The organism is Rhodopseudomonas sp. (assembly GCF_048594845.1).
GTDB lineage: Bacteria > Pseudomonadota > Alphaproteobacteria > Rhizobiales > Xanthobacteraceae > Rhodopseudomonas.
Window position 1 is genome coordinate 1 of the sequence record NZ_JBMDXE010000120.1, and the last position, 22,606, is coordinate 22,606.

Below are 22,606 nucleotides of genomic sequence, written 5' to 3' on the forward strand. Positions count from 1 at the left end.
GCCCCCTCGATCACGGTCGAATCCAGCGCGGGATTGTTCGGATTGCAGATGAGCGTGGCGACGAGCGACATGACAGCGGAAGGTCCGGAATGGCGCGGCCGGCGGCCGGCGGCCGTGCTTATCGCAGGGCCGACCGCCAGCGGCAAGTCGGCCCTGGCGCTGCGGCTGGCGCAAGCCACGGGCGGCGTCGTCATCAATACCGATTCGATGCAGGTGTATCGCGACCTGCGCGTCATCACCGCTCGGCCGACCCCGGCGGAAGAGGCGGTGGTCCCGCACCGTCTGTACGGCACGGTGGATGCAGCGGTGAACTTCTCGGCCGGTGCCTTCGTTGAAGCGGCCGCCGGCGTGCTGGCGGAAGCACGGGCGGCAGGTCGGCTGCCGATCTTCATCGGTGGCACCGGGTTGTATTTCAAAGCGCTCACGCGCGGCCTGTCGATGGTGCCGCCGGTGCCGGTGGAGGTCCGCGACGACGTGCGGCTGCGGCTCGACCGAGACGGCGTGGCGGCACTCCACGCCGAACTGGCGCGGCACGATCCCGCCGCCGCCGAGCGGCTGGCGCCGGCCGATCGCTCGCGGATCGCCCGCGCGCTCGAGGTGGTGCTGGCGACCGGCCGGCCGCTGGCCGACTGGCACGGCGAGGCGTCGCCGCCGCTGCTGCCGGCGGATGGCGTCGTGGCGTTCTTCCTGGCCCCGGAGCGGGAGGCGCTCTACGCCCGGATCGACGCCCGATTTGCCGCGATGCTGCAGGGTGGGGCGCTGGACGAGGTCGCGGCGCTTGCCGAGCGGCGCCTCGACCCGCTGCTGCCGGCGATGAAGGCGCACGGCGTGCCCGCGTTGATCCGGCATCTGCGTGGGGAACTGACGTTGGAGGAGGCGGCGGTGATCGGCGCCGCCGATACAAGGCACTACGCCAAGCGGCAGTTCACCTGGTTTAGGCACCAGTTACCGGAGTTCAAATGGGTGAGGCCGGAGGAGGCGCAGGGGGCGCTGCAGTCCATCACCCCACGCCTCTAGCTCCGTCATTCCGGGGCGCGCATCGGGCCGGCCTTAGCCGGCGCGATGGCGCGAACCCTGAATCTCGCAGTTGTGGCAAAGCTGATGTGCCCCCGAACCTCGGGATTCCGGGTTCGCGCGCAAGAGCGCACGCCCCGGAATGACGTGCTTGGGGCGGGGGCTGGCGCCGGGCTTGGGGATGGCCACATACAGACGGATGATTCCGGCTAACCGGACCCACCGGTCACGCGCTTCGCAGCATACCGCCTGCGCAATATTCCGGCTCGCGAACACACCGCATTCCAGCTAAGGTGTGATCCTCAGAGCGCTGACACGCCTTGACATTGCGGGTTTCGGGGGTATGGTCCCGCGCAACCTTTGGGAAGCTGAGCCGACTTCATGCGACACAAAATTTCCGATCTGCTTCTCATCGTCGTACCCAGGCGCACCGCCGGGGGTGGATAGAGTACACCCCGCGAACGGACGGTGCGCTGAGGGCCTTTGACGGGCCCTTTTTTATTGTCCGAACGCTTCGACTTCAGCTTGTCCGAACCACCCGAACGTCAGCGCCCGATGGCGCATCCGGAGCCCAACATGAGCGACAGCAACAGCCACGATCCGAACCAGATGACCGGTGCGGCGATGATCGTCCGCGCGATGAAGGATCACGGCGTCGAACACATCTTCGGCTATCCGGGCGGCGCGGTGCTTCCGATCTATGACGAGATCTTCCAGCAGTCAGACGTGCAGCACATCCTGGTGCGCCACGAGCAGGGCGCCGGTCACGCTGCCGAAGGCTATGCGCGCTCCACCGGCAAGCCGGGCGTCGTGCTGGTGACCTCGGGCCCCGGCGCCACCAACATGGTGACGCCGCTCGCCGACGCGCTGATGGATTCGATCCCGCTGGTGTGCATCACCGGTCAGGTGCCGACGCATCTGATCGGCAACGACGCCTTCCAGGAATGCGACACTGTCGGCATCACCCGGCCGTGCACCAAGCACAACTGGCTGGTGCGCGACATCAAGGATCTGGCGCGCGTGCTGCACGAGGCGTTCTACGTCGCGACCTCGGGCCGTCCAGGTCCGGTCGTGGTCGACGTGCCGAAGGACGTGCAGTTCGCCACCGGCACCTATCATCCGCCGCGCAAGACCGACGTCCACGTTTCCTACAAGCCGCACACCAAGGGCGATCCGAACCAGATCCGCAAGGCGGTGGCGCTGCTCGCCGGCGCGCAGCGGCCGGTGATCTATTCGGGCGGCGGCGTGGTCAATTCCGGCGACGAAGCCTGCCGTCTGTTGCGCGAACTGGTCGAGGTCACCGACTTCCCGATCACCTCGACGCTGATGGGGCTCGGCGCCTATCCGGCGTCCGGCAAGAACTGGCTCGGCATGCTCGGCATGCACGGCACCTACGAAGCCAACATGACGATGCATGGTTGCGACGTCATGCTGTGCATCGGCGCGCGCTTCGACGACCGCATCACCGGCCGCACCGACGCGTTCGCGCCGCACGCCAAGAAGATCCACATCGACATCGACCCGTCGTCGATCAACAAGAACATCCGCGTCGACGTGCCGATCATCGGCGACGTCGCCTCGGTGCTGAGCGATCTTCTGGCGGTGTTCAAGGCCGAGGCCAAGAAGCCCGACATCAAGCCGTGGTGGCAGCAGGTCGCGACCTGGCGCGCCCGCAATTCGCTGGCGTACAAGAAGAACAACGACCTGATCATGCCGCAATACGCGATCCAGCGGCTGTACGAGGGCACGCGCGGCCGCGACACCTACATCACCACCGAAGTCGGCCAGCATCAGATGTGGGCGGCGCAGTTCTACGGCTTCGAACAGCCGAAGCGCTGGATGACCTCGGGCGGTCTCGGCACCATGGGCTACGGCCTGCCGGCGGCGCTCGGCGTGCAGGTGGCGCATCCGAACAGTCTCGTCATCGACATCGCCGGCGACGCCTCGGTGCAGATGACCATGCAGGAGATGGCGACGGCCGTTCAGTACGAACTGCCGATCAAGATCTTCATCTTGAACAACCAGTACATGGGCATGGTCCGGCAATGGCAGCAATTGCTCCATGGTAATCGCCTGTCGCATTCCTACACCGAGGCGATGCCCGACTTCGTCAAGCTCGCCGAGGCCTATGGTGGCGTCGGCATGCAGGTGACCAAGCCGGGCGATCTCGACGGCGCGATCGCCGAGATGATCAAGGTCAACAAGCCGGTGCTGTTCGACTGTCGCGTCGCCGCGTTGGAGAACTGCTTCCCGATGATTCCGTCAGGCAAGGCTCACAACGAGATGCTGCTGCCGGCCGAAGCCACCGACGAAGCCACCGCCGCCGCCTTCGCCGGCGGCAAGGCGCTGGTGTGAGGTGGTGGTGAACTGATTGTTACCAACGGCGGTGCTCCACACCCCGCCGTCATCGCCCGGCTTGACCGGGCGACCCAGTATTCCAGAGCGCGCGCCACTCACGTGAGGCCCTGGAATACTGGATCCCCGCATTCGCGGGGATGACGGCAGAGAGTGGAGCGGCGCTCTGCGCAACCTAATTGACCGACAGATTCCGAACACAGATCGACAGGCAATCCAAATGACCCAGCCCGCATCCGCTTACTTCATGGAAGAGCGCCAAGACCCTAACGAGACTCACACGCTGTCGGTGCTGGTGCAGAACGAGCCCGGCGTGCTGGCTCGGGTGATCGGGTTGTTTTCGGGGCGCGGCTACAACATCGAGAGTCTCACGGTTTCGGAAACCGAAAACCAGAAACACCTGTCGCGCGTCACCATCGTCACCACCGGCACGCCAATGGTGATCCAGCAGATCAAGAACCAGCTCGACCGCATGGTGCCGGTGTATCGCGTGGTCGATATGACGCTGACCGGCCGCTCGATCGAGCGCGAACTGGCCATGGTCAAGCTGCGCGGCACCGGTGATCACCGCGTCGAATCGCTGCGGCTGGCCGAAGCCTTCCGCGCCCGCGTCATCGACGCCTCGACGGAAAGCTTCGTGTTCGAGATCACTGGCAACAGCTCGAAGATCAATCAGTTCGTCGAACTGATGCGGCCGCTCGGCCTGGTCGAAGTGGTCCGCACCGGCGTCGCCGCCATCGGCCGCGGCGCCGAGGGAATGTAACCTCCGCTAGGCCGCGATCGCCTCGGCGATCTGGTCGAGCGGATGGTTGGTCAGGTCTTTGGCGAGCGAGCGGATCAGCGACGCTTCGACGGTCTTGTGCAGGATCGGCCGCATTTGGCCGAGCGTCTGCGGGTCCGCGACCAGCACCAGCTGATCGAACTCGCCGTCGAGCTTCATCTTGTTGATGGTGTTGGTGAGCTGCTTGGCGAAGGTCGCCTCGTCGGTCTGACTCTGGCTCTGCTCCTCGGGGCGTGATCCGGACGGGCCGTCGTCTTCGAGATTGACGGGCTCGAGCTTGCGCTCCTGACGGAGCGTTACCTGGGCCGGCTTGCCGGTGTTTCGCAGCAGCAACGCGCCGCGACCATCGGCCACGACGACGAGGGTGTTGTGCGGAATGAGAGCCATCTGTCGAACGATCCTCCGTTGAAACTTCGCGCATCCTCATCTGCGCGTGCCGGAGAGAACCGGCCGCGGATTTTTTCGTTCCGGGTTGCGTCATCGTTGCGCGGGATGCAGATCCGCGCGCCGCAAGGGTTATCGGGCGGCGGCGGATCAGTTAGGAACCAGGCAACGCCGCAGCGTTTCGAGCCGGCGGATTCGGGGCGGAGACCCAATGAAGCCGGCCGATATCGCGCTTGCGCTCATCGTTGCCTTGATCTGGGGGCTCGGCTTCGTATTCACGCGCTACGCGCTGACCGAGATGTCGCCGACAGTTCTCAACCTGCTGCGCTTCGCTATCACGGCGCTGCCGTGCCTGGTGCTGCCGCGGCCGAAGCTGGCACTGCCGGTGTGGATCGGCATCAGCCTGCTTTTGGTGTGGCAGTATCTGACGCAGAGTTGGGGTATCTCGCAGGGCGTACCGGCGGGACTGACCGCGGTGATCGTGCAGAGCCAGGCGCTGTTCACCATCGCGTTCGCGGCGGTGCTGCTGAACGAGCGACCGACACGCGCCCAACTGATCGGCATCAGCGTCGCGGCCTGCGGGCTGCTGATGATCGGTCTGACAGTGGGCTACGACTTCACGGTGCTGGCCTTCGCCGTCACGATGACGGCGCCGATCGCGTTTGCGTTTTCCAATCTTCTGCTGCGCCGGGCGCAGGGCGTGCCGATGCTCGATCTGTTCGCCTGGATCAGCCTGGCGTCGCTGCCACCGCTGGCGCTCGCCGCATGGATGACGGATGGCGTGCCGGTGATCTGGCGGGAGCTGACCCATCTGTCGCCCGGCGTGATGGCGGCGATGCTGTCGCTGTCGATCGGCTCGACCACGATCGGCTACTGGATCTGGGGCCGGTTGCTGCACGCCTACAGCGCCGCGCAGGTGGTGCCGTTCGCGCTGCTGGTGCCGTTCATCGGGGCAGGGGCCTCCAGCCTGGTGTTCGGCGAGGTCTTCGGGCCGTTACGGCTGGCCGGCATGCTGATCGTCGTCGCGGGGCTGGCGATCATGCTGCTGTTCGGCCGCGCCAAGCCCGAACTGCCCGAAACCGCCTGACGCTTCACCCCAAAGTCGCAAGCCGCCGATTCCGCGCCGCGGCAGCCATGACGCCGCAAAGGGCCACAATTCGCCGCCGCGGGCTTGTTTCCGGGCACCCATCGCCCTAGAAACCAGCAGCAATTCGAAGGTCGGCCGGGACGGCCCGATCACCACAGCACGGGCGGGACGGGCCGCCGAACACGAGGAACGAGGATGCGAGTTTACTACGATCGCGACGCCGACCTGAACCTGATCAAGGGCAAGAAGGTCGCCATTGTCGGCTACGGCAGCCAGGGCCATGCCCACGCGCTGAACCTGAAGGACTCCGGCGTCAAGGACGTCGCGATCGCGCTGCGCAAGGGCTCGGCGACCGTCAAGAAGGCGGAAGGCGCGGGCTTCAAGGTGATGGACGTCGCCGAGGCCGCCAAGTGGGCCGACGTGATCATGATGCTGACGCCCGACGAGCTGCAGGGCGAAATCTATCGCGATCATCTGCACGACAACATGAAGAAGGGCGCGGCGCTGCTGTTCGCCCACGGCCTCAACGTGCACTTCAACCTGATCGAGCCGCGCGCCGATCTCGACGTGCTGATGGTCGCGCCGAAGGGCCCGGGCCACACCGTGCGCTCGGAATATCAGCGCGGCGGCGGCGTGCCGAGCCTGATCGCGATCCACCAGGATCCGTCGGGCAACGCCCACGACCTCGGCCTCAGCTACGCCTCGGCGATCGGCGGTGGCCGCGCCGGCATCATCGAGACCTCGTTCAAGGAAGAGTGCGAGACCGACCTGTTCGGCGAGCAGGTGGTGCTGTGCGGTGGTCTGGTCGAGCTGATCAAGGCCGGCTTCGAGACGCTGGTGGAAGCCGGCTACGCGCCGGAGATGGCCTACTTCGAGTGCCTGCACGAAGTGAAGCTGATCGTCGACCTGATCTATGAAGGCGGCATCGCCAACATGAACTACTCGATCTCCAACACCGCGGAATACGGCGAATACGTCACCGGCCCGCGCATCGTCACCGCCGAGACCAAGGCCGAGATGAAGCGCGTGCTCGCCGACATCCAGAACGGCATCTTCACCCGCAACTGGATGCTGGAGAACAAGGTCAACCAGACGTCGTTCAAGGCCACCCGCGCCAAGCTCGCCGCTCACCCGATCGAGGAAGTCGGCGCCAAGCTGCGCGAGATGATGCCCTGGATCAAGAAGGGCGCGCTGGTCGACAAGTCGAAGAACTAAGCTGGGTTGCTACCTCTCCCCGCAAGAGCGGGGCGAGGGAGCCGCCGTGCTTGGCGCAAGAATTCGGTATTGAGCGAGACGGGATCGCGGCAACGCGGTCCCGTTTTCATTTGTGGGAAGGGGCCCGTCTCGTCCCGCCTGCAAAGGCGCGGCGCAATCCGCCGCATGCTGACGCCTTGATCTGGTCTGACCAGATTGGTAGGGTCAGGCATGAGCGCCCCGCTGAGTTCCGAAACCTCGCACACCGTGCGCAAGACGCTGGAGTTTGTGCAGCATCATCGGCTGGCGAAAGGCGACCGGCTGCCGTCGGAACGGGAGCTGTCCGAACGGTTCGGGGTGGCGCGCAGTTCGGTGCGCGAGGCGCTGGCGGTGCTCGACGCGATGCGCATCACCGAGCGCAAGCCGAAGTCGGGCATCTTCCTGCGTAACGCGGTGGACGATAGCGGCCTCGACGCGCTGGTGCTGCAGGCCGATCTCGGGCTCACCTTCGATCCGCAAGTCACGCGCGACGTAACCGAGGCCCGGATCGTCTGCGAGGGGCAGGCGCTGCAGCTGGCCTGCCAGCGTCGCAGCGACGGCGATCTGGTCAAGCTGCACGGTCTGCTCGACAGCTACGCGGCAATGATCGAGGCCGGCGGCAATCCGGCCGATGCCGATGTGGACTTTCACCTGGCGATGGTCGCCGCCAGCCAGAACCGCATTCTGGTCCGCACGCTGACGCCGCTGATGCTGATGAGCCGGCGCTGGCGGCAGCGCTATTTCGAGTCTGATGAGGTTCGCCGCCGATCGCTCGACGATCATCGTGCTTTCGTCGCTGCGATCGAGGCACGCGACCAAGCGGCCGCCGCTGCGCTGGTGCGGCGACACACGGAGACCGCCGCCGCGGACGTGCGCGCGCTGGCCGAGCAGGGCGGTGCCCCTCCGTCCGATACGACCTGAAACACGCGCGCATTCGACGCGCCTCAACAACCCTGGCCAACGGGTGAGCTTCGCGCGGCAACAGCCGCATCGAGGAAACGCAAGAAGAAGGATCAAAAATGCGTAAGACGACTTCCGTAGCCGCCATCGCGGCCGCGATCGCGGTGCTCGCCGCGAGCCCGGCGCTGGCCCAGAAGAAATACGGCACCGGTGCCACCGACACCGAGATCAAGCTCGGCAACACTGTCCCCTACAGCGGCCCGGCCTCGGCCTATGGCATTCTGGGCAAGACCTACGCGGCGTACTTCAAGAAGATCAACGAAGAGGGCGGCATCAACGGCCGCAAGATCAACCTGATCTCCTATGACGACGCCTACTCGCCGCCCAAGACGGTCGAGCAGACCCGCAAGCTGGTCGAGAGCGACGAGGTGATGGCGATCTTCGGCAACACCGGCACCGCGTCGAATGCGGCGATCCAGAAGTATCTCAACGCCCGCAAGGTGCCGCAGCTGTTCCTCGCCACCGGTGCTACGCGCTGGAACGATCCGAAGCAATTCCCGTGGAGCATGGGCTGGCTGCCGAGCTACGAGGCTGAAGCCTCCGCCTACGCCAAGTATCTGCTGAAGGAGAAGCCGAACGCCAAGATCGGCGTGCTGTATCAGAACGACGATTTCGGCAAGGACTATGTCCGCGGCCTGAAGGAAGGTCTCGGCGACAAGGCTGCGTCGATGATCGTCGCCGAGGCGAGCTACGAAGTCGCCGAGCCGACCATCGATTCGCAGATCGTGAAGCTCAAGGCGTCCGGCGCCGATACGGTGTTCTCGTTCGCCACTGGCAAGTTCGCCGCGCAATCGATCAAGAAGCTCGCCGAGCTCGGCTGGAAGCCGCTACACATCGTGCCCAATGCATCGTCCTCGCTCGGCACCGTGCTGAAGCCGGCTGGGCTCGAGAACGCGCAGAATATTGTATCGGCGACTTTCGCAAAGGATCCGACCGATCCGCAGTGGAACGACGATCCGGGCATGAAGAAGTTTCATGCCTTCGTCGAGCAGTACATTCCGGAAGGCAAGGCGATGGAGAGCACCGTGCTGTCCGGTTACAGCATCGCGCAGACCATGGCGGAGGCGCTGCGGATGTGCGGCGACGACCTGACCCACGAGAACCTGATGAAGCAGGCGGCCAACATGAAGGACGTCCAGCTCGACGGCCTACTGCCGGGCGTCACCGTCAACACCTCGCCGACCGACTTCGCGCCGATCGATCAGTTCCAGATGATGACCTTCAAGGGCGAGCGCTGGCAGCGTTTTGGCGACGTCATCAAGGGCGAAGTTGCGGTGGCCGGCCGGTAAGCGTCGGCGGCGTCTTACCTCACCGCGTGCAGGGGAGCGAGCAGCGTGAGGGTGGAGGCCTCGCATTTATTTCGCTTCTTATTCGAATACCAAGCGGGATCGCGGTGACGCGGTCCCGTTTTCATGTGGCTGTGCTAACATCGCCCGGTCGCAAGGAGCGGATCAATGCCATCTGTCGTCGTTACCGGGGTGTCCACCGGGATCGGTCATGCCATCACGAAGCTGCTGCTGGACAAGGGCTTTCGCGTGTTCGGCAGCGTCCGCAAGGCGGCCGATGCGGAGCGGCTGATCGGGGAGTTCGGATCGAATTTCAAGCCACTGATCTTTGACGTGACCGACGAGCCGGCGATCCGTGCGGCGGCCGATGAGGTCCGGGCCGCGCTCGGCGGGGAGCGGTTGACGGGGCTGATCAACAACGCCGGCATTGCGGTGTCTGGCCCGGTGATCGACCTGTCGGCCGACGAGTTTCGCCGGCAGTTCGAGGTCAATGTGATCGGTCCGATCGTCGCGACGCAGGCATTCGCGCCGCTGCTCGGTACCGATCCGTCGCTGCGCGGCGCGCCGGGGCGGATCGTGATGATGTCGTCGATCGCTGCCAAGTTCGGCAATCCGCTGATGGCCGCTTACTCGGCCTCGAAACACGCGCTGAACGGCCTGTCCGACGGGCTGCGGCGCGAGATGATGCTGTTCGGCATCGACGTCGTGACGATCATGCCGGGCGCGGTGAAGACGCCGATCTGGGCCAAGGCCGAGCAGGAGGATCTGTCGCGATTTACGGCATCGCCGTTCTATCCGGCGCTGCAGAAGATCCGCGCGATGCTGCCGCAGATGGACGCCAGCGGCCTGCCGCCGGAGACGATCGCCCAGCATGTCTACGACGCGCTGACATCGCCGAAGCCGAAAGCGCACTACGTCGTGACGCCGGGCCCGATGCGGTTCTGGGTCTCGACCAAGCTGCCGCAGCGCTGGGTCGACAGGATCGTGGCGAGCCGGCTGGGGTTGAAGCGGAAGGCGTAGCGCCGCGCTGAGCGCTGACGAGCGACCGGATTCACCGACCCCGGCGCGCCGCCGGGCCGGGACTCTTCGGCGCGACCTTCAGCACCTCGGTGTCACGCCAGGTCAGACGCCGACCGTCCTTGGCATGGAGCTGTAGCCGCGGGATAGGAGCGCGGGTCTGGCGGTCGATCATCGACGAGCGCGGTTCGTCGGCCTGATAGAGATGCTGTTCGCCCCACTGCCGTAGCGCGACGATGACGAGGAACAGGCCGCGTCCCTTGTTCGTCAGGACGTACTCGTTGTACGCGCTGCCATCCGAAGCCGGGGCGGTTTTCAGGATGCCGCGATCGGTCAGGTCGCGTAGCCGCGTCGCCAGCATGCCCTTGGCGATGCCGAGGCTGGTCTGAAATTCGCCGAAGCGGCGCACGCCATCGAAGGCGTCGCGGATGATCAGCAGCGACCACCAGTCGCCGATGACATCGAGCGCGCGCGCAACGGGGCATCCGGCGTTCCAATGGCTGACCCGCTTGGCCATGACGGCATGTCTCCATCGCCCAATCTGGTCTTAAAATAGAACTAGAAGCCGATCCGGACAAGTGGTCTCATGATGAGACCAATGGGATGGAGAGGTGCAGATGCAGATCCGGCGTGATGCGGAACAACGGTCCGGACCGGCGGCCGGATTATCGCGGACCACCACGCTGATCTTCGCCATTGCGGCCGGCCTCAGCGTCGCCAATATCTACTTTGCTCAGCCGCTGCTCGATCCGATCGCGAGGGACTTCGGAGTTTCCGCCGCTGCGATCGGCCTCGTCGTCACACTCACGCAGGTTGGCTACGGGCTGGGGTTGATCTTCATCGTTCCGCTCGGAGATCTGGTCGATCGCCGCCGTCTCGTCGTTGGGCAGGGCGTTCTGTCGATCGTCGCATTGCTCGCCGTCGCGCCGGCGAAGACCGAGGTCGTGCTATTTGTCAGCCTGGCGGCGATGGGGACCCTCGCAGTCGCTGTCCAGGTGCTGGTCGCCTTCGCGGCGGCGCTGGCGACGCCGGCCGAGCGTGGCAGGGTGGTCGGCAGCGTCACCAGCGGCGTCGTCATCGGCATTTTGGCGGCCCGCATCGTTGCCGGTGTCCTCGCTGATCTCGGTGGCTGGCGAACCGTCTATGTCGCATCCGCCGGTCTCACGGCGGTGATGGTCGGGCTGCTGATGCTGGTCCTGCCGCGCAACGTCCTGCCCGCCAGCACCGACAGCTACGCGGTGACCTTGCGGTCCGTCCCCGCCTTGTTTTTGCGGGACCGGGTGTTGCTGGTGCGCGGTGTGTTGGCGCTGTTGATGTTCGCGACGTTCAGCGCCTTCTGGACGGCGATCGTGTTGCCGCTTAGCGCCGAGCCTTTCAACTATTCGAGCACGCAGATCGGACTGCTCGGCCTGGTCGGGCTCGCCGGAGCGACCGCGGCGATGGGAGCGGGGCGTCTCGCCGACCGCGGCTTCGCTCAGGCGACGACGGGTTCGGCGCTCGTACTGGCGCTGCTGTCATGGGCGATGATCGCATGCCTGCCGTGGTCGATCCCGCTTCTGCTCGCCGGTGTCGTCGTGCTCGACCTCGCGGTGCAGGCCGTGCACGTCACCAATCAGAGCGTGATTTTTGCCCGCCATCCCGAAGCGCGCAGCCGGCTGGTCGGCGGCTACATGGTGTTTTACTCGGCGGGCAGCGCGCTCGGCGCAATTTCTGGCACGACGGCCTATGCGGCTTTAGGCTGGGACGGCGTCTGCATGCTGGGCACAGCCTTCAGCGCGGTCGCCTTGCTGTTCTGGGCCGGCACGCGTCGTGTCGGTGCCAGCGACGCTTCCGAGCCGGTGTGCCGCAGCGTCGTCGATGGCTGATCGAACAGCCTCACCGGCTGATTATCGGTTCGGCCGAGCTCGCTGGTGCGCATCGAGACTTACTTCACGCGGTCCCACAGCCAGCGCGCGACCGCTTCCGGCGGGCCATCGCCGGAGGCGGCGCGGAGATTGGCTTCGCGCATTGCCGCGATGTCGATGCGGCCGAGCAGTGGCGTCAGCGCGCCCCGCAGCTTCGCATCATCGGCCCGTTTCGGCGCCAGCAGCAGCACCGCGTCGTAAGGCGGGATCGCCTGTTTGGGATCGTCCAGCACCACGAGGTCGTACTTCGCGATCAGCCCGTCCGAGGTGTAGCCGGCGATGACGTCGACCTCGCCGGAGGCGACCGCCGCGTACATGAAGTCGGGCTGCATTTGCCGTTCGGTCTTGAACGCCAGCCCATAGGCGCTGCGCAGATTGGCCCATTCCGGCCGCGAGACGAATTCGTAGTCGCCGGCGATGGTCAGCGACGGCGCGCGGGCGGCGAGGTCGGCGATCGAGCGGATGCCGAGCGCTTCCGCCTTGGCTCGCGGCATCACCAGCGCGTAGGCGTTGGCGAAGCCGAGTTCGCCAAGCAGCGTGACGCCGTCTTTGCCGAGGTCGGTTTTCAGATCAGCGAGCACTTGGTCCCGTGCCGCGATGCCGGGGTGCTTGAACTGATTGGCCCACAGCGTGCCGGAGTAATCGACATAGGCGTCGATGTCGCCGCTCTTCAGCGCGTCGTAGATCACACTGGAGCCGAGGCCGGCGCGGGTGGTGGCGGTGAGGCCGGCGGCTTGCAGGCGCTGCTCGAGCAGTTCGGCCAGCACATATTGTTCGGTGAAGGTCTTGGCGCCGACCACGTAGGTCGATCGCGCGCCGGCGAGGCCCGGCAGCAGCGTCGCGGCGATCAGCGCGGCGAGGCCGAGGCTGCCCAGCGCGATCTGGAGGCGGCTGCGCAGCCGCAGGCCGCGCTCGATCAGCGCCAGCAATTGATCGACCGCCAGCGCCAATACTGCGGCGGCGGCGCAGCCGAACAGCACCAGCACCCAATTTTGCGTCTGCAGCCCGGCGAAAATGTAGTTGCCGAGACTGGTCTGGCCGATCGGCGTCGACAGCGTCGCGGTGCCGATCACCCACACCGCGGCGGTGCGGATGCCCGCCATGATGACGGGTAGCGCCAGCGGCAGCTCGACCATCGTCAGCACCTGCCGCGGCGTCATGCCGACACCCTGCGCGGCTTCGACCAGCGCCGGATCGACGGCATCGAGGCCGGTGATGGTGTTGCGCAGCACCGGCAGCATCGAATACAGCGCCAGCGCCAGTACCGCGGGCAGGAAGCCGAACGCCGAGAAGCTAATCCCGAATGCGCTCATCGACAGCGCCGCGAGCGCCAGCAGCAGCGGATAAAACAGCGCCAGCAGCGCCAAGCCTGGAATGGTCTGCACTACGCCGGCAAGTCCGAGCAGGGCGCCGCTTAGCAGGGGACGGTTGCGTGCGACGATCGCCAGCGGAAGGCTGACGATCAGCCCCAGAGCCAGTGCAACGAGACTGACGCGGACATGGGCGCCGAGATAGTCCGGCAGATTGCCGAGCGCCTCGCGCCAGCGCGGATCGGCGAACAGGTTCATGCCACGCCGCCCTGTGGCAGCAGCGCACTCAGCCGCTGCGCTTGCCGGCGTGGCGTCTGCAGCAGCTCCGCCACGTACGGCTCAGTGCTCCGGATGAGTTCGTCCGGCGTTCCCTGCGCCAGCAGGCGGCCGGACCGCATCACCGCAATGCGGTCCGCAAGTAGCAGCGCTTCGGTGATGTCGTGGGTGATCAGAATGGTCGTGAGCCCGAGCCGCTGGTGCAGCGCGCGAAAATCCTCGCCGAGCGCATCGCGGGTCAGCGGATCGAGCGCGCCGAACGGCTCGTCCATCAGCACGATGTTTGGCTTGGCGGCGAGCGCCCGGGCGACGCCGACGCGCTGGCGCTGGCCGCCGGACAGTTCATGCGGAAAACGGTCGCGGTGCTGCGCGCGGTCGAGCCGCACCAGATCGAGCAGTTCGTCGGTGCGGGCGGCGGTGTCGGCACGCGACCAGCCGAGCAGTTTCGGCGTGATGCCGATATTGGCGGCGACCGACAGATGCGGGAACAGCGCGCCGCTTTGGAACACCATGCCGATGCGCCGGCGTAGCGCGATCGGATCGATGCTGCGCGCATCGTCGCCGTCGATGCTGATCGTGCCGGCGTCCGGTTCGATCAGCCGGTTGGCGAGCCGCAGCAGCGTGGTCTTGCCGGAGCCGGAGCCGCCGACGATGGCGAGCAATTCGCCGCGTGCCACGCTGAGCGATACGCCGTCGACCGCCTTGATGCGGCCGAAGCTCTTGTCGACGCGGGTGTAGGCAATCATCGGCGCGGCGTCGCTCATGTCTGGCGGGGTAGCACGGCCGCTTGCCGTGATAAAGCGTGGCCGGGCTTGCATGTCGGCTCGTGACGTTGAATGGTCGGATCCCAACGATGCGGGGAGGGCGCGTGCAGGACGGAACGGGATCGGCGGCGGTCGCGCTGCAGGACGCAACAGTGGCATTCAAGCTGACTGGCGGCCGGGTTTACACCGCGGTGGAGCAGGCCTCGCTGGCGGTCGCGGACGGCGAGTTTGTCGCCATCGTCGGGCCGACCGGGTGCGGCAAGTCCACGCTGCTCAACGTCGCTGCCGGTCTGCTGCGGCCGGCAGCGGGCGAGGCGCGGATCTTCGGAGCGCCGCTCGCGGGCCTCAATGACAAGGCCGGCTATCTGTTTCAAGCCGATGCGCTGTTCCCGTGGAAGACCGCGCGCGACAACGTCGCGATCGGCCTGGAAATCGCCGGCACGCCGCGCGCCGAGGCGCTGACCCGGGCGCAAAGCTGGTTGGAAACGGTCGGGCTCGGCGCGTTTTCCCAGAGATACCCGCACATGCTGTCAGGTGGTCAGCGCAAGCGCGTCGGCCTCGCACAGGTGCTGATCCGCGATCCGAAGATCCTGCTGATGGACGAGCCGTTCGGCCCGCTCGATGCGCAGACCCGGCAGATCATGGGCAACCTCTTGCTCGAGCTGTGGAGCAAGCATCGCAAGGCGGTGCTGTTTGTCACCCATGATCTCGAAGAAGCAATCGCGCTCGCCGATCGCGTGGTGATCATGTCGGCCGGCCCGTCGTCGCGCATTATTGGTGACTGGCGTGTCGATCTCCCGCGCCCGCGCGACATCTTCGAAATCCGCCTGACCCCTGAGTTTCACACGCTGCATCGCGAGATCTGGAGCGTGCTGCGCGAGCAGGTGATGAAGGCGTATGGGGCGGTGGCGTGATGTTTTTGATTTTGACCGCTGAGCCGCGCCGAGCAGGGCGCGCTCCCTCTCCCGCTTGCGGGGGAGGGCTGGGGTGGGGGCGCCGCGAGGATGGGCTTTCGTTGTGGCGCTGCAAGGACAGGCTCCCGTTGCGGACCCCCACCCCCGACCCCTCCCCGCAAGGGGGAGGGGAGCGGAGGCGCTTCGTTGCTGGGCAACGAAGAGGCGAGCGTATGGGAGCCTCGCCATGCCGCGGCTGAAGCTTCTCGCGTTGCAATTGCTCGTCGCGATCACCGCGCTGGTGGTGTGGCAGGTGTTCAGTACGGTGCCGATTGCCGGCAAGCTGCTATTGCCGCCGTTCTTCTTTTCGACGCCGGTGGATGTCGCCAGGCAGGTGGCCGCCTGGTTCGCGTCGGGGGTGATCTGGAAGCATTTGTGGATCACGCTGTGGGAGTCGCTGCTGGCCTTCGCGATCGGCTCGCTTGCGGGCGTGCTGGTCGGGTTCTGGTTCGCGCGGCAGCCGCGGGTCGCCGCGGTGTTCGATCCCTATGTGAAGATGGTCAATGCGCTGCCGCGCGTGGTGCTGGCGCCGATCTTCACGTTGTGGCTCGGGCTCGGCATCTGGTCGAAGGTCGCCCTAGGCGTCACCCTTGTGTTCTTCGTGGTGTTCTTCAACGTCTATCAGGGCGTCAAGGAAACCAATGCCACGCTGGTCGACAACGCCCGGATGCTGGGGATGAGCGAACGGCAGATGATGCGCCACGTGTTCTGGCCGTCGGCGCTGTCCTGGATGTTCTCGTCGCTGCATACCGCGATCGGTTTTGCGGTGGTGGGTGCAGTTGTCGGTGAATATCTCGGCGCCGCCGCCGGGCTCGGCTATCTGATCCAGCAGGCCGAGGGCGCGTTCGACGTCGCCGGCGTGTTCGCCGGGATGTTCGTGCTGTCGGTGTTCGTGATCGTCATCGACCTCGCCGTCAGCCTGGTCGAGCGGCGGTTGCTGGTGTGGCGGCCGCAGCCGAGCGGGCAGCCGGCGGACTAGAGCCCGGCGCTGCTTTGGCATATTGTCCTGACCGTTTCGTCCGGGGAGAACAGACGCCATGAAGGCCGGTTTCAAGTCCATCGTCGCCGCGCTCGCGGCGGTCCTGCTCAGCGCCGGCGTCGCGTCGGCGCAAAGCAAGGTCACGATCGCGATCGGCGGCGGCGCCTGCCTGTGCTATCTGCCGACGGTGCTGGCCAAGCAGCTTGGCGAATACGACAAGGCCGGGCTCAGCGTCGAACTTGTCGACCTCAAGGGCGGATCGGATGCGCTCAAGGCCGTCCTTGGCGGCAGCGCCGACGTCGTTTCCGGCTATTTCGACCACACCGTCAATCTCGCCGCCAAGAAGCAGGAGATGCAGAGCTTCGTGGTGTACGACCGCTATCCCGGGCTGGTGCTGGCGGTGTCGCCCGGCCACACCGCGGAGATCAAGTCGATCAAGGATCTCGCCGGCAAGAAGGTCGGCGTCAGCGCGCCGGGCTCGTCGACCGATTTCTTCCTGAAGTATCTCTTGAAGAAGAACGGCGTCGATCCGAACAACGTCTCGGTGATCGGCGTCGGGCTCGGCGCCACGGCGGTGGCGGCGATGCAGCAGGGCCAGATCGACGCCGCGGTGATGCTCGATCCGGCGGTGACGATCCTGCAGGCGGCGCATGCCGACCTGCGCATCCTCAGCGATACGCGCACCGAGCACGACACCCGCGAAGTGTTCGGCGGCGACTATCCGGGCGGCGCGCTGTATGCGACCACGGCCTGGATCAAGGCGCACCCCAAGGAAGCGCAGAGCCTGACCCACGCGATCCTCGGGACGCTGGCTTGGATCCACGCGCATTCAGCCGAGGAGATCGCCGACAAGATGCCGCCGAACATTGTTGGCAAGGACAAGGCGCAATACGTCGCCGCACTCAAGAACACGATCCCGATGTACTCGACCACGGGGTTGATGGACCCGAAGGGCGCCGAGGCCGTGCTGGCGGTATTCAGCGCGAGTTCGCCTGACGTGGCGAAGGCCAATATCGACGTCACGAAGACTTACACCAACGCCTTCGTCGAACAGGCGAAGACGTCGGGCGCCGCCAGATAGGTGCCTGAGTGACCCCTGACGTTCCTGTCACGATCCATCGCGTTACGAATCTGGACCTGTGGGTCGGCGATCACGCTTGGCCGTTCGCGGAGAAGCGACGCCCTGACATCGACGCGCATTTCACAGAGCGTCAAAGCGACAAGCCGGAGTTGTGGAACGGCCGCGTGCTGCTCGGACGGCAGCCACGATTCGACGGCGTGTATTTCAGCGCCGAGTATTTCGAGACCGACTTTGCCAGCTTCATGGCCTGGCGCGATTGGGGCTTTCCGGACGCGTCGGTGTTCAACGGCTTCGGCATGGGCGTGATCCGCGCCCGTGACGGCGCGATCGTGCTCGGCGTGATGGGCGCCCACACGGCCAATGCCGGCAAGGTGTATTTCGCCGGCGGCACGCCCGATCCCTCCGACGTCCGCAATCGCCGGCTGGAGATCGCCTCCAGCGTCGCCCGCGAGGTCAAGGAGGAGACCGGGCTGACCCGGCTCGATTATCACGCCGCCGATCACTGGCACTGCGTCGAGGCCGGCCCGCTGGTAGCGATGCTGCGGATTCTCGATGTCGATCAGCCGGGCGATGCGCTCAAGGCGCGGATCGAGGCTTTCCTGGCGCGCGAGACCAAGCCGGAGCTGAGCGGCATCCATTTGGTGCGGTCGAAAGCCGACTTCCTGCCGACCATGCCGCGGTTCGTGACAGCGTATCTGACGATGCTGCTGCACGGGGATGATTAGTTGTTGCTAACAGACTAGTAACCCGTCCTGGCCGGGACAAGCCCGGCCATGACGGGGGGTGGAAGTCGTCGCTCACCCGTGCGCGTGCACGCCGAGGTCGTCGCGCGGGGTGATGCCGAGGCGGGCGAACAGCGCGCGGTCCTTGCTGTCGCCGGGGTTCGGCGTGGTCAGCAGCGTGTCGCCGATGAAGATCGAGTTGGCGCCGGCGAGGAAACACAGCGCCTGCATCTCGTCGCTCATCGCGGTGCGGCCGGCGGCGAGGCGGACGTCCGACTTCGGCATCATGATGCGCGCCAGCGCGATGGTGCGGACGAATTCGAACGGATCGACCGGCGTCGCGGTCTTGGCGATCGGCGTGCCTTCGATCGGGATCAGCATGTTGATCGGCACGCTCTCCGGATGCTGCGGCAGGTTGGCGAGCGTGCGCAGCATTTCGACACGGTCGGTGGGCTTCTCGCCGAGGCCGAGGATGCCGCCGCAGCACACCTTGATGCCGGCGTCGTGGACCTTCTCGAGCGTATCGAGACGATCCGAGTAGCTGCGGGTCTTCACCACGGAGGAATAGAACTCCTCGGAGGTGTCGACGTTGTGGTTGTAGTAATCGAGGCCGGCGTCGGCGAGCTGCTTGGCCTGATCGTCGCTCAGCATGCCGAGCGTCATACAGGCTTCCATGCCGAGCGCCTTGACGCCCTTCACCATCTCGATAATCGGCGCCATGTCGCGCTCTTTCGGCGACCGCCAGGCCGCGCCCATGCAGTAGCGCGTCGCGCCGGCGTCGCGCGCCGCCCGTGCGCCTTCGATCACCTTGGCCGGGTCCATCAGCTTGGAGGCGGGCAGGGCGGTGTCGTGATGCGCCGATTGGCTACAATAGCCGCAGTCCTCGGCGCAGCCGCCGGTCTTCACGTTGAGCAGCTGATTGCACTGCACTGCATTGGCGTCGAAGCTCTGGCGGTGGATGGTCTGCGCCCGGAAGATCAGATCGGCGAACGGCGAATGATAAATCGCGGCGGCTTCCTCACGGGTCCAGTCGTGACGCAGGGTCGGGGTCGCGGCGGCCAGCGAGGCCAGATCGATCGAGTTCAACGCAGTCGCTCCATGCTGGATGTCAGCTCACGCCAAGCCATAAGGGGTTTCGCCAAGGGAGGAAACCCGCGTCGGCGGAAGGGCGGTCCGACGATGGTTTAGGTCAGTATTTCTGACGCTTTTTGGCGGATTTTGCCCATCATTTGCCGTTGCGAACCCTCGGCGAGGTCGTCTAGAAAGATAGCCGTCCGGTCCATCGGCGACTTGCGTCGACTCTCTCTCGTCAACCTGGCTTCAAGGGTTGTGGTGCAAGGGTTGTCGCGCCCGAGATGGACCTTAAGGTGTCGGATATGACGATTCGCGGCGACAAGGCTGGGATGCAGGGGACGGCGGCAATCGCCGCGTCCGCGATTCCGGCTGCGCCGATCGGTCAGGCCGCGCTTCAGACCCTTGCGCTGATCACCCTCGCGCTTGGCGGGCTGCTTCTGCTTATTCGCCCCTGAGGGCCGTCTGGGCGCGTGCGCCTGGGCACTCAGGGGATCGCAAGAATGCCAGACCCAATCGCGCCGAGATCTCCGCAGAGACGGCGCCCTGAACCAAGGAAATCTTTCATGACCACGACTTCGAAGTCCGAGCAGGACCGCGTCATCATTTTCGACACCACCTTGCGCGACGGCGAGCAATGCCCCGGCGCTACCATGACGTTCGAAGAGAAGCTGAACGTCGCCAAGATGCTCGACGACATGGGCGTCGACGTCATCGAGGCCGGCTATCCGTTTGCCTCCGACGGTGACTTCGAAGCGGTGCACGAGATCGCCAAGCGCTCGAAGAACTCGGTGATCTGCGGCCTGTCGCGCGCTGCGCATAAAGACATCGACCGTTGCGCCGAGGCGATCAAGCCGGCGGAACGCGGCCGCATCCACACCTTCCTGTCCACCTCGCCGGTGCACATGAAGTACAAGCTGCAGATGGAAGCGGCTCAAGTGTACGAGATGGTAATCTCGTCGGTGACCCGCGCCCGCAACCACACCGACGACGTCGAGTGGTCGGCCGAGGACGCCACCCGCACCGAGTTCGACTTCCTGTGCCGCTGCATCGAGGCGGCGATCAAGGCCGGCGCCACCACGATCAATCTGCCGGACACCGTCGGCTACGCAGTGCCGGAAGAATATCGCGAGATGTTCCGCAAGGTGCGCGAGACGGTGCCGAACTCCGACAAGGCGCGGTTCTCGGTGCATTGCCACAACGACTTGGGCATGGCGGTCGCCAACTCGATGGCCGGTGTGCAGGGCGGTGCGCGGCAGATCGAATGCACCATCAACGGCATCGGCGAGCGCGCCGGCAACGCCGCGCTGGAAGAAGTCGTGATGGCGATGCGGGTACGCGCCGACAAGTTGCCGTACTGGAACAACATCGAGACCACGATGCTGACCCACGCCTCCAAGACGGTGTCGGCCGCGACCTCGTTCCCGGTGCAGTACAACAAGGCGATCGTCGGCCGGAACGCCTTCGCGCACGAGAGCGGCATCCATCAGGACGGCATGATCAAGAATGCCTCGACCTACGAGATCATGACGCCGGAGACGGTGGGCGTGAAGGGCACCTCGCTGGTGATGGGCAAGCACTCCGGCCGTGCCGGCTTGATCCACAAGCTGGAGGAACTGGGCTACAAGCTGTCGCGCAACCAGATCGAGGACGTGTTCGTGCGGTTCAAGGCTTTGGCCGACCGCAAGAAGGACGTCTACGACGAGGACATCGAGGCGTTGGTCGACGAAGAAATGACGCACGGCCAGGACCAGATCAAGCTGGTGTCGCTGACGGTGATCGCCGGCACCCACGGACCGCAGCGCGCGACCATGAAGGTCGATGTCGACGGTCAGGTGCGGATCGAGGAGGCCGAAGGCAACGGGCCGGTCGACGCGGTGTTCAACTGCATCAAGGCGCTGGTGCCGCACGAGGCCAAGCTGGAGCTGTATCAGGTCCACGCCGTCACCGAAGGCACCGACGCGCAGGCGGAAGTGTCGGTTCGGCTCGCCCACGAGGGCAGGTCGATGACCGCGCGCGCGGCTGATCCGGATACGCTGGTCGCTTCGGCCAAGGCCTATCTGGGCGCGCTCAACAAGATCGTCGCCAAGCGCAAGCGCGACGTCGGCCAGGATGCGCCATCGGTCGCCGTCGCGTGCTGATCCCGGACGTACTCACCACTTGGTACGCCATCAAACGCAGCGCTTCGGCGCTGCGTTTTGTTTTGCAGCACAGCATGGCACCGGCACGGGCGACGCCGGCCGCTCACCCTCCGAAACGACAATGGCTTTTGGGTCCGAGTCTCTGTAATGGGGATCGTGAGCCTGTGCGTATCCGCGCACCCAGAAAATCGAGGGGGAAGTCCCATGCGTAAGCTGATTCTATCGGCCGCTTCGGCCGCATTGCTGGCCCTGATCGGCCCCGCCGCCGCACAATCGCCGATCGTCATCAAGTTCAGCCACGTGGTGGCGCCGAACACGCCGAAGGGCCTCGCCGCCGACAAGTTCAAGGAGCTTGCCGAGAAGTACACCGACGGCAAGGTCAAGGTCGAAGTCTATCCGAACTCGCAGCTCTACAAGGACAAGGAAGAACTCGACGCGCTGCAGCTCGGAGCGGTGCAGATGCTGGCGCCTTCGATCTCCAAATTCGGTCCGGCCGGCGTCAAGGAATTCGAAGTGTTCGACCTGCCGTACATCCTCCCGGACATCGCGGCGTTGCGGAAGGTGACCAATGGCCCGGTCGGCGCCAAGCTGTTCAAGCTGCTCGACGCCAAGGGCATCACCGGCCTGGCGTATTGGGACAACGGCTTCAAGATCATGAGCGCCAACAAGAAGCTGATCGAGCCCGCGGACTACAAGGGCCTGAAGTTCCGCATCCAGTCATCGAAGGTGCTCGACGCTCAGTTCCGTGCGCTCGGCGCCATTCCGCAGGTGATGGCGTTCTCCGAAGTGTACCAGGCGCTGCAGACCGGTGTCGTCGATGGTACCGAGAACCCGATCTCCAACCTCTACACGCAGAAGATGCATGAAGTGCAGAAGCACATGACGCTCTCCAATCACGGTTACATCGGCTACGCGGTGATCGTGAACAAGAAGTTCTGGGACGGCATCCCGGCCGACGTCCGCGGGCAACTCGACAAGGCGATGAAGGAAGCCACCGAATTCGGCAACAGCCAGTCGCAGAAGGAAAACGAAGAGGCGCTCGAGGAGATGAGGAAGTCGGGCAAAACCGAGATCATCACCCTGACGCCGGAGCAGAACGCCGCGATGCGCAAGGCGATGGCGCCGGTTTACGACGACGTCGGCGGCCGCGTCGGCAAGGCGCTGATCGCCGAATTCCTCAAGGAAAGCGGCGGCGGCCCGACCAACTAACCTTGCGAACGGGCGCCCCCCGCGACAACCCCGGGCGCCCGTTGTATTTCCCGCCCGCATTGCGCGACCGGCCCCAAAA

At 65.5% G+C, this 22,606-nt stretch carries 21 protein-coding genes; 16 read left to right on the forward strand and 5 right to left on the reverse strand.

What is annotated here, in order from left to right; genetic code table 11:
* Positions 1-69 precede the first annotated feature (69 nt).
* From miaA to ilvN, 3 genes are all read left to right on the forward strand, one after another.
* A complete protein-coding gene (miaA, locus tag ACOJTD_RS07360; protein ID WP_420132267.1) occupies positions 70-1,017 on the forward strand; it encodes a tRNA (adenosine(37)-N6)-dimethylallyltransferase MiaA in 948 nt (315 codons plus the stop codon).
* A gap of 573 nt (positions 1,018-1,590) precedes the next feature.
* Complete coding sequence (locus tag ACOJTD_RS07365) at positions 1,591-3,369, forward strand: acetolactate synthase 3 large subunit (protein ID WP_420132268.1); 1,779 nt, start codon at positions 1,591-1,593, stop codon at positions 3,367-3,369.
* 220 nt (positions 3,370-3,589) lie between these two features.
* Positions 3,590-4,132 carry an acetolactate synthase small subunit gene (gene ilvN / locus ACOJTD_RS07370; RefSeq protein ID WP_420132269.1) on the forward strand — a complete coding sequence of 181 codons (543 nt, stop codon included), beginning with the start codon at positions 3,590-3,592 and terminating at the stop codon, positions 4,130-4,132.
* A gap of 6 nt (positions 4,133-4,138) precedes the next feature.
* Here the strand turns inward: ilvN and ACOJTD_RS07375 are convergent, their stop codons facing one another.
* Entirely contained in the window at positions 4,139-4,537 is a 399-nt protein-coding gene (locus ACOJTD_RS07375) for a host attachment family protein (protein WP_420132270.1), read from the reverse strand.
* Between the two features lie 208 nt (positions 4,538-4,745).
* Between ACOJTD_RS07375 and ACOJTD_RS07380 the strand changes: the two genes are divergently transcribed.
* The 5 genes from ACOJTD_RS07380 (at position 4,746) to ACOJTD_RS07400 (ending at position 10,120) form a co-directional block, all read left to right on the forward strand.
* Positions 4,746-5,621, forward strand: a complete 876-nt coding sequence (locus tag ACOJTD_RS07380; RefSeq protein ID WP_420132271.1) for an EamA family transporter — start codon at positions 4,746-4,748, stop codon at positions 5,619-5,621.
* 195 nt (positions 5,622-5,816) lie between these two features.
* Positions 5,817-6,836 carry a ketol-acid reductoisomerase gene (ilvC, locus tag ACOJTD_RS07385; RefSeq protein ID WP_420132272.1) on the forward strand — a complete coding sequence of 340 codons (1,020 nt, stop codon included), beginning with the start codon at positions 5,817-5,819 and terminating at the stop codon, positions 6,834-6,836.
* A 210-nt stretch (positions 6,837-7,046) separates the two neighbouring features.
* The gene (locus ACOJTD_RS07390; protein WP_420132273.1) at positions 7,047-7,775 is read left to right on the forward strand and encodes a FadR/GntR family transcriptional regulator; all 729 of its coding nucleotides are present in this window, start codon (positions 7,047-7,049) and stop codon (positions 7,773-7,775) included.
* 98 nt (positions 7,776-7,873) lie between these two features.
* The gene (locus ACOJTD_RS07395; RefSeq protein WP_420132274.1) at positions 7,874-9,103 is read left to right on the forward strand and encodes an ABC transporter substrate-binding protein; all 1,230 of its coding nucleotides are present in this window, start codon (positions 7,874-7,876) and stop codon (positions 9,101-9,103) included.
* Between the two features lie 165 nt (positions 9,104-9,268).
* Positions 9,269-10,120 (forward strand): SDR family oxidoreductase, encoded by an 852-nt coding sequence (locus ACOJTD_RS07400; RefSeq protein WP_420132275.1) that lies wholly within the window; start codon positions 9,269-9,271, stop codon positions 10,118-10,120.
* A 31-nt stretch (positions 10,121-10,151) separates the two neighbouring features.
* Here ACOJTD_RS07400 and ACOJTD_RS07405 read toward each other — a convergent pair whose 3' ends face one another.
* Positions 10,152-10,634, reverse strand: coding sequence for a winged helix-turn-helix transcriptional regulator (locus tag ACOJTD_RS07405; RefSeq protein WP_420132276.1), 483 nt, complete (start codon positions 10,632-10,634; stop codon positions 10,152-10,154).
* Positions 10,635-10,734: 100 nt separating this feature from the next.
* Here ACOJTD_RS07405 and ACOJTD_RS07410 point away from each other — a divergent pair, with 100 nt between their 5' ends.
* Positions 10,735-11,982 carry an MFS transporter gene (locus ACOJTD_RS07410; protein ID WP_420132277.1) on the forward strand — a complete coding sequence of 416 codons (1,248 nt, stop codon included), beginning with the start codon at positions 10,735-10,737 and terminating at the stop codon, positions 11,980-11,982.
* Between the two features lie 59 nt (positions 11,983-12,041).
* Here the strand turns inward: ACOJTD_RS07410 and ACOJTD_RS07415 are convergent, their stop codons facing one another.
* Positions 12,042-13,589, reverse strand: a complete 1,548-nt coding sequence (locus ACOJTD_RS07415; RefSeq protein WP_420132278.1) for an ABC transporter permease/substrate-binding protein — start codon at positions 13,587-13,589, stop codon at positions 12,042-12,044.
* The gene (locus ACOJTD_RS07420; RefSeq protein ID WP_420132279.1) at positions 13,586-14,371 is read right to left on the reverse strand and encodes an ATP-binding cassette domain-containing protein; all 786 of its coding nucleotides are present in this window, start codon (positions 14,369-14,371) and stop codon (positions 13,586-13,588) included. The genes ACOJTD_RS07415 and ACOJTD_RS07420 overlap by 4 nt, the downstream gene beginning before the upstream one ends.
* 104 nt (positions 14,372-14,475) lie before the next feature.
* Here ACOJTD_RS07420 and ACOJTD_RS07425 point away from each other — a divergent pair, with 104 nt between their 5' ends.
* From ACOJTD_RS07425 to ACOJTD_RS07440, 4 genes are all read left to right on the forward strand, one after another.
* Positions 14,476-15,285: an ABC transporter ATP-binding protein gene (locus ACOJTD_RS07425; RefSeq protein ID WP_420132280.1), complete on the forward strand. Its 810-nt coding sequence runs from the start codon at positions 14,476-14,478 to the stop codon at positions 15,283-15,285.
* A gap of 226 nt (positions 15,286-15,511) precedes the next feature.
* Positions 15,512-16,303, forward strand: coding sequence for an ABC transporter permease (locus ACOJTD_RS07430; RefSeq protein ID WP_420132281.1), 792 nt, complete (start codon positions 15,512-15,514; stop codon positions 16,301-16,303).
* A gap of 58 nt (positions 16,304-16,361) precedes the next feature.
* Entirely contained in the window at positions 16,362-17,384 is a 1,023-nt protein-coding gene (locus tag ACOJTD_RS07435; protein ID WP_420132282.1) for an ABC transporter substrate-binding protein, read from the forward strand.
* Positions 17,385-17,392: 8 nt separating this feature from the next.
* Positions 17,393-18,109 carry an NUDIX hydrolase gene (locus ACOJTD_RS07440; protein WP_420132283.1) on the forward strand — a complete coding sequence of 239 codons (717 nt, stop codon included), beginning with the start codon at positions 17,393-17,395 and terminating at the stop codon, positions 18,107-18,109.
* Positions 18,110-18,181: 72 nt separating this feature from the next.
* On the opposite strand, the gene bioB is transcribed toward ACOJTD_RS07440, so the two are convergent.
* Entirely contained in the window at positions 18,182-19,192 is a 1,011-nt protein-coding gene (bioB, locus tag ACOJTD_RS07445) for a biotin synthase BioB (protein WP_420132284.1), read from the reverse strand.
* 290 nt (positions 19,193-19,482) lie between these two features.
* Between bioB and ACOJTD_RS07450 the strand changes: the two genes are divergently transcribed.
* From ACOJTD_RS07450 to ACOJTD_RS07460, 3 genes are all read left to right on the forward strand, one after another.
* Positions 19,483-19,635 carry a hypothetical protein gene (locus tag ACOJTD_RS07450; protein ID WP_156332375.1) on the forward strand — a complete coding sequence of 51 codons (153 nt, stop codon included), beginning with the start codon at positions 19,483-19,485 and terminating at the stop codon, positions 19,633-19,635.
* 108 nt (positions 19,636-19,743) lie between these two features.
* A complete protein-coding gene (locus tag ACOJTD_RS07455; RefSeq protein ID WP_420132285.1) occupies positions 19,744-21,318 on the forward strand; it encodes a 2-isopropylmalate synthase in 1,575 nt (524 codons plus the stop codon).
* Positions 21,319-21,522: 204 nt separating this feature from the next.
* Positions 21,523-22,527, forward strand: a complete 1,005-nt coding sequence (locus tag ACOJTD_RS07460) for a TRAP transporter substrate-binding protein (protein ID WP_420132286.1) — start codon at positions 21,523-21,525, stop codon at positions 22,525-22,527.
* Positions 22,528-22,606: the final 79 nt, after the last annotated feature.

Coding starts and splice junctions, on each gene's coding strand:
- miaA (WP_420132267.1), top strand. CDS start 70: ATGACAGCGGAAGGTCCGGAATGGCGCGGCCGGCGGCCGGCGGCCGTG.
- ACOJTD_RS07365 (WP_420132268.1), top strand. CDS start 1,591: ATGAGCGACAGCAACAGCCACGATCCGAACCAGATGACCGGTGCGGCG.
- ilvN (WP_420132269.1), top strand. CDS start 3,590: ATGACCCAGCCCGCATCCGCTTACTTCATGGAAGAGCGCCAAGACCCT.
- ACOJTD_RS07375 (WP_420132270.1), bottom strand. CDS start 4,537: ATGGCTCTCATTCCGCACAACACCCTCGTCGTCGTGGCCGATGGTCGC.
- ACOJTD_RS07380 (WP_420132271.1), top strand. CDS start 4,746: ATGAAGCCGGCCGATATCGCGCTTGCGCTCATCGTTGCCTTGATCTGG.
- ilvC (WP_420132272.1), top strand. CDS start 5,817: ATGCGAGTTTACTACGATCGCGACGCCGACCTGAACCTGATCAAGGGC.
- ACOJTD_RS07390 (WP_420132273.1), top strand. CDS start 7,047: ATGAGCGCCCCGCTGAGTTCCGAAACCTCGCACACCGTGCGCAAGACG.
- ACOJTD_RS07395 (WP_420132274.1), top strand. CDS start 7,874: ATGCGTAAGACGACTTCCGTAGCCGCCATCGCGGCCGCGATCGCGGTG.
- ACOJTD_RS07400 (WP_420132275.1), top strand. CDS start 9,269: ATGCCATCTGTCGTCGTTACCGGGGTGTCCACCGGGATCGGTCATGCC.
- ACOJTD_RS07405 (WP_420132276.1), bottom strand. CDS start 10,634: ATGGCCAAGCGGGTCAGCCATTGGAACGCCGGATGCCCCGTTGCGCGC.
- ACOJTD_RS07410 (WP_420132277.1), top strand. CDS start 10,735: ATGCAGATCCGGCGTGATGCGGAACAACGGTCCGGACCGGCGGCCGGA.
- ACOJTD_RS07415 (WP_420132278.1), bottom strand. CDS start 13,589: ATGAACCTGTTCGCCGATCCGCGCTGGCGCGAGGCGCTCGGCAATCTG.
- ACOJTD_RS07420 (WP_420132279.1), bottom strand. CDS start 14,371: ATGAGCGACGCCGCGCCGATGATTGCCTACACCCGCGTCGACAAGAGC.
- ACOJTD_RS07430 (WP_420132281.1), top strand. CDS start 15,512: ATGCCGCGGCTGAAGCTTCTCGCGTTGCAATTGCTCGTCGCGATCACC.
- ACOJTD_RS07435 (WP_420132282.1), top strand. CDS start 16,362: ATGAAGGCCGGTTTCAAGTCCATCGTCGCCGCGCTCGCGGCGGTCCTG.
- ACOJTD_RS07450 (WP_156332375.1), top strand. CDS start 19,483: ATGACGATTCGCGGCGACAAGGCTGGGATGCAGGGGACGGCGGCAATC.
- ACOJTD_RS07455 (WP_420132285.1), top strand. CDS start 19,744: ATGACCACGACTTCGAAGTCCGAGCAGGACCGCGTCATCATTTTCGAC.
- ACOJTD_RS07460 (WP_420132286.1), top strand. CDS start 21,523: ATGCGTAAGCTGATTCTATCGGCCGCTTCGGCCGCATTGCTGGCCCTG.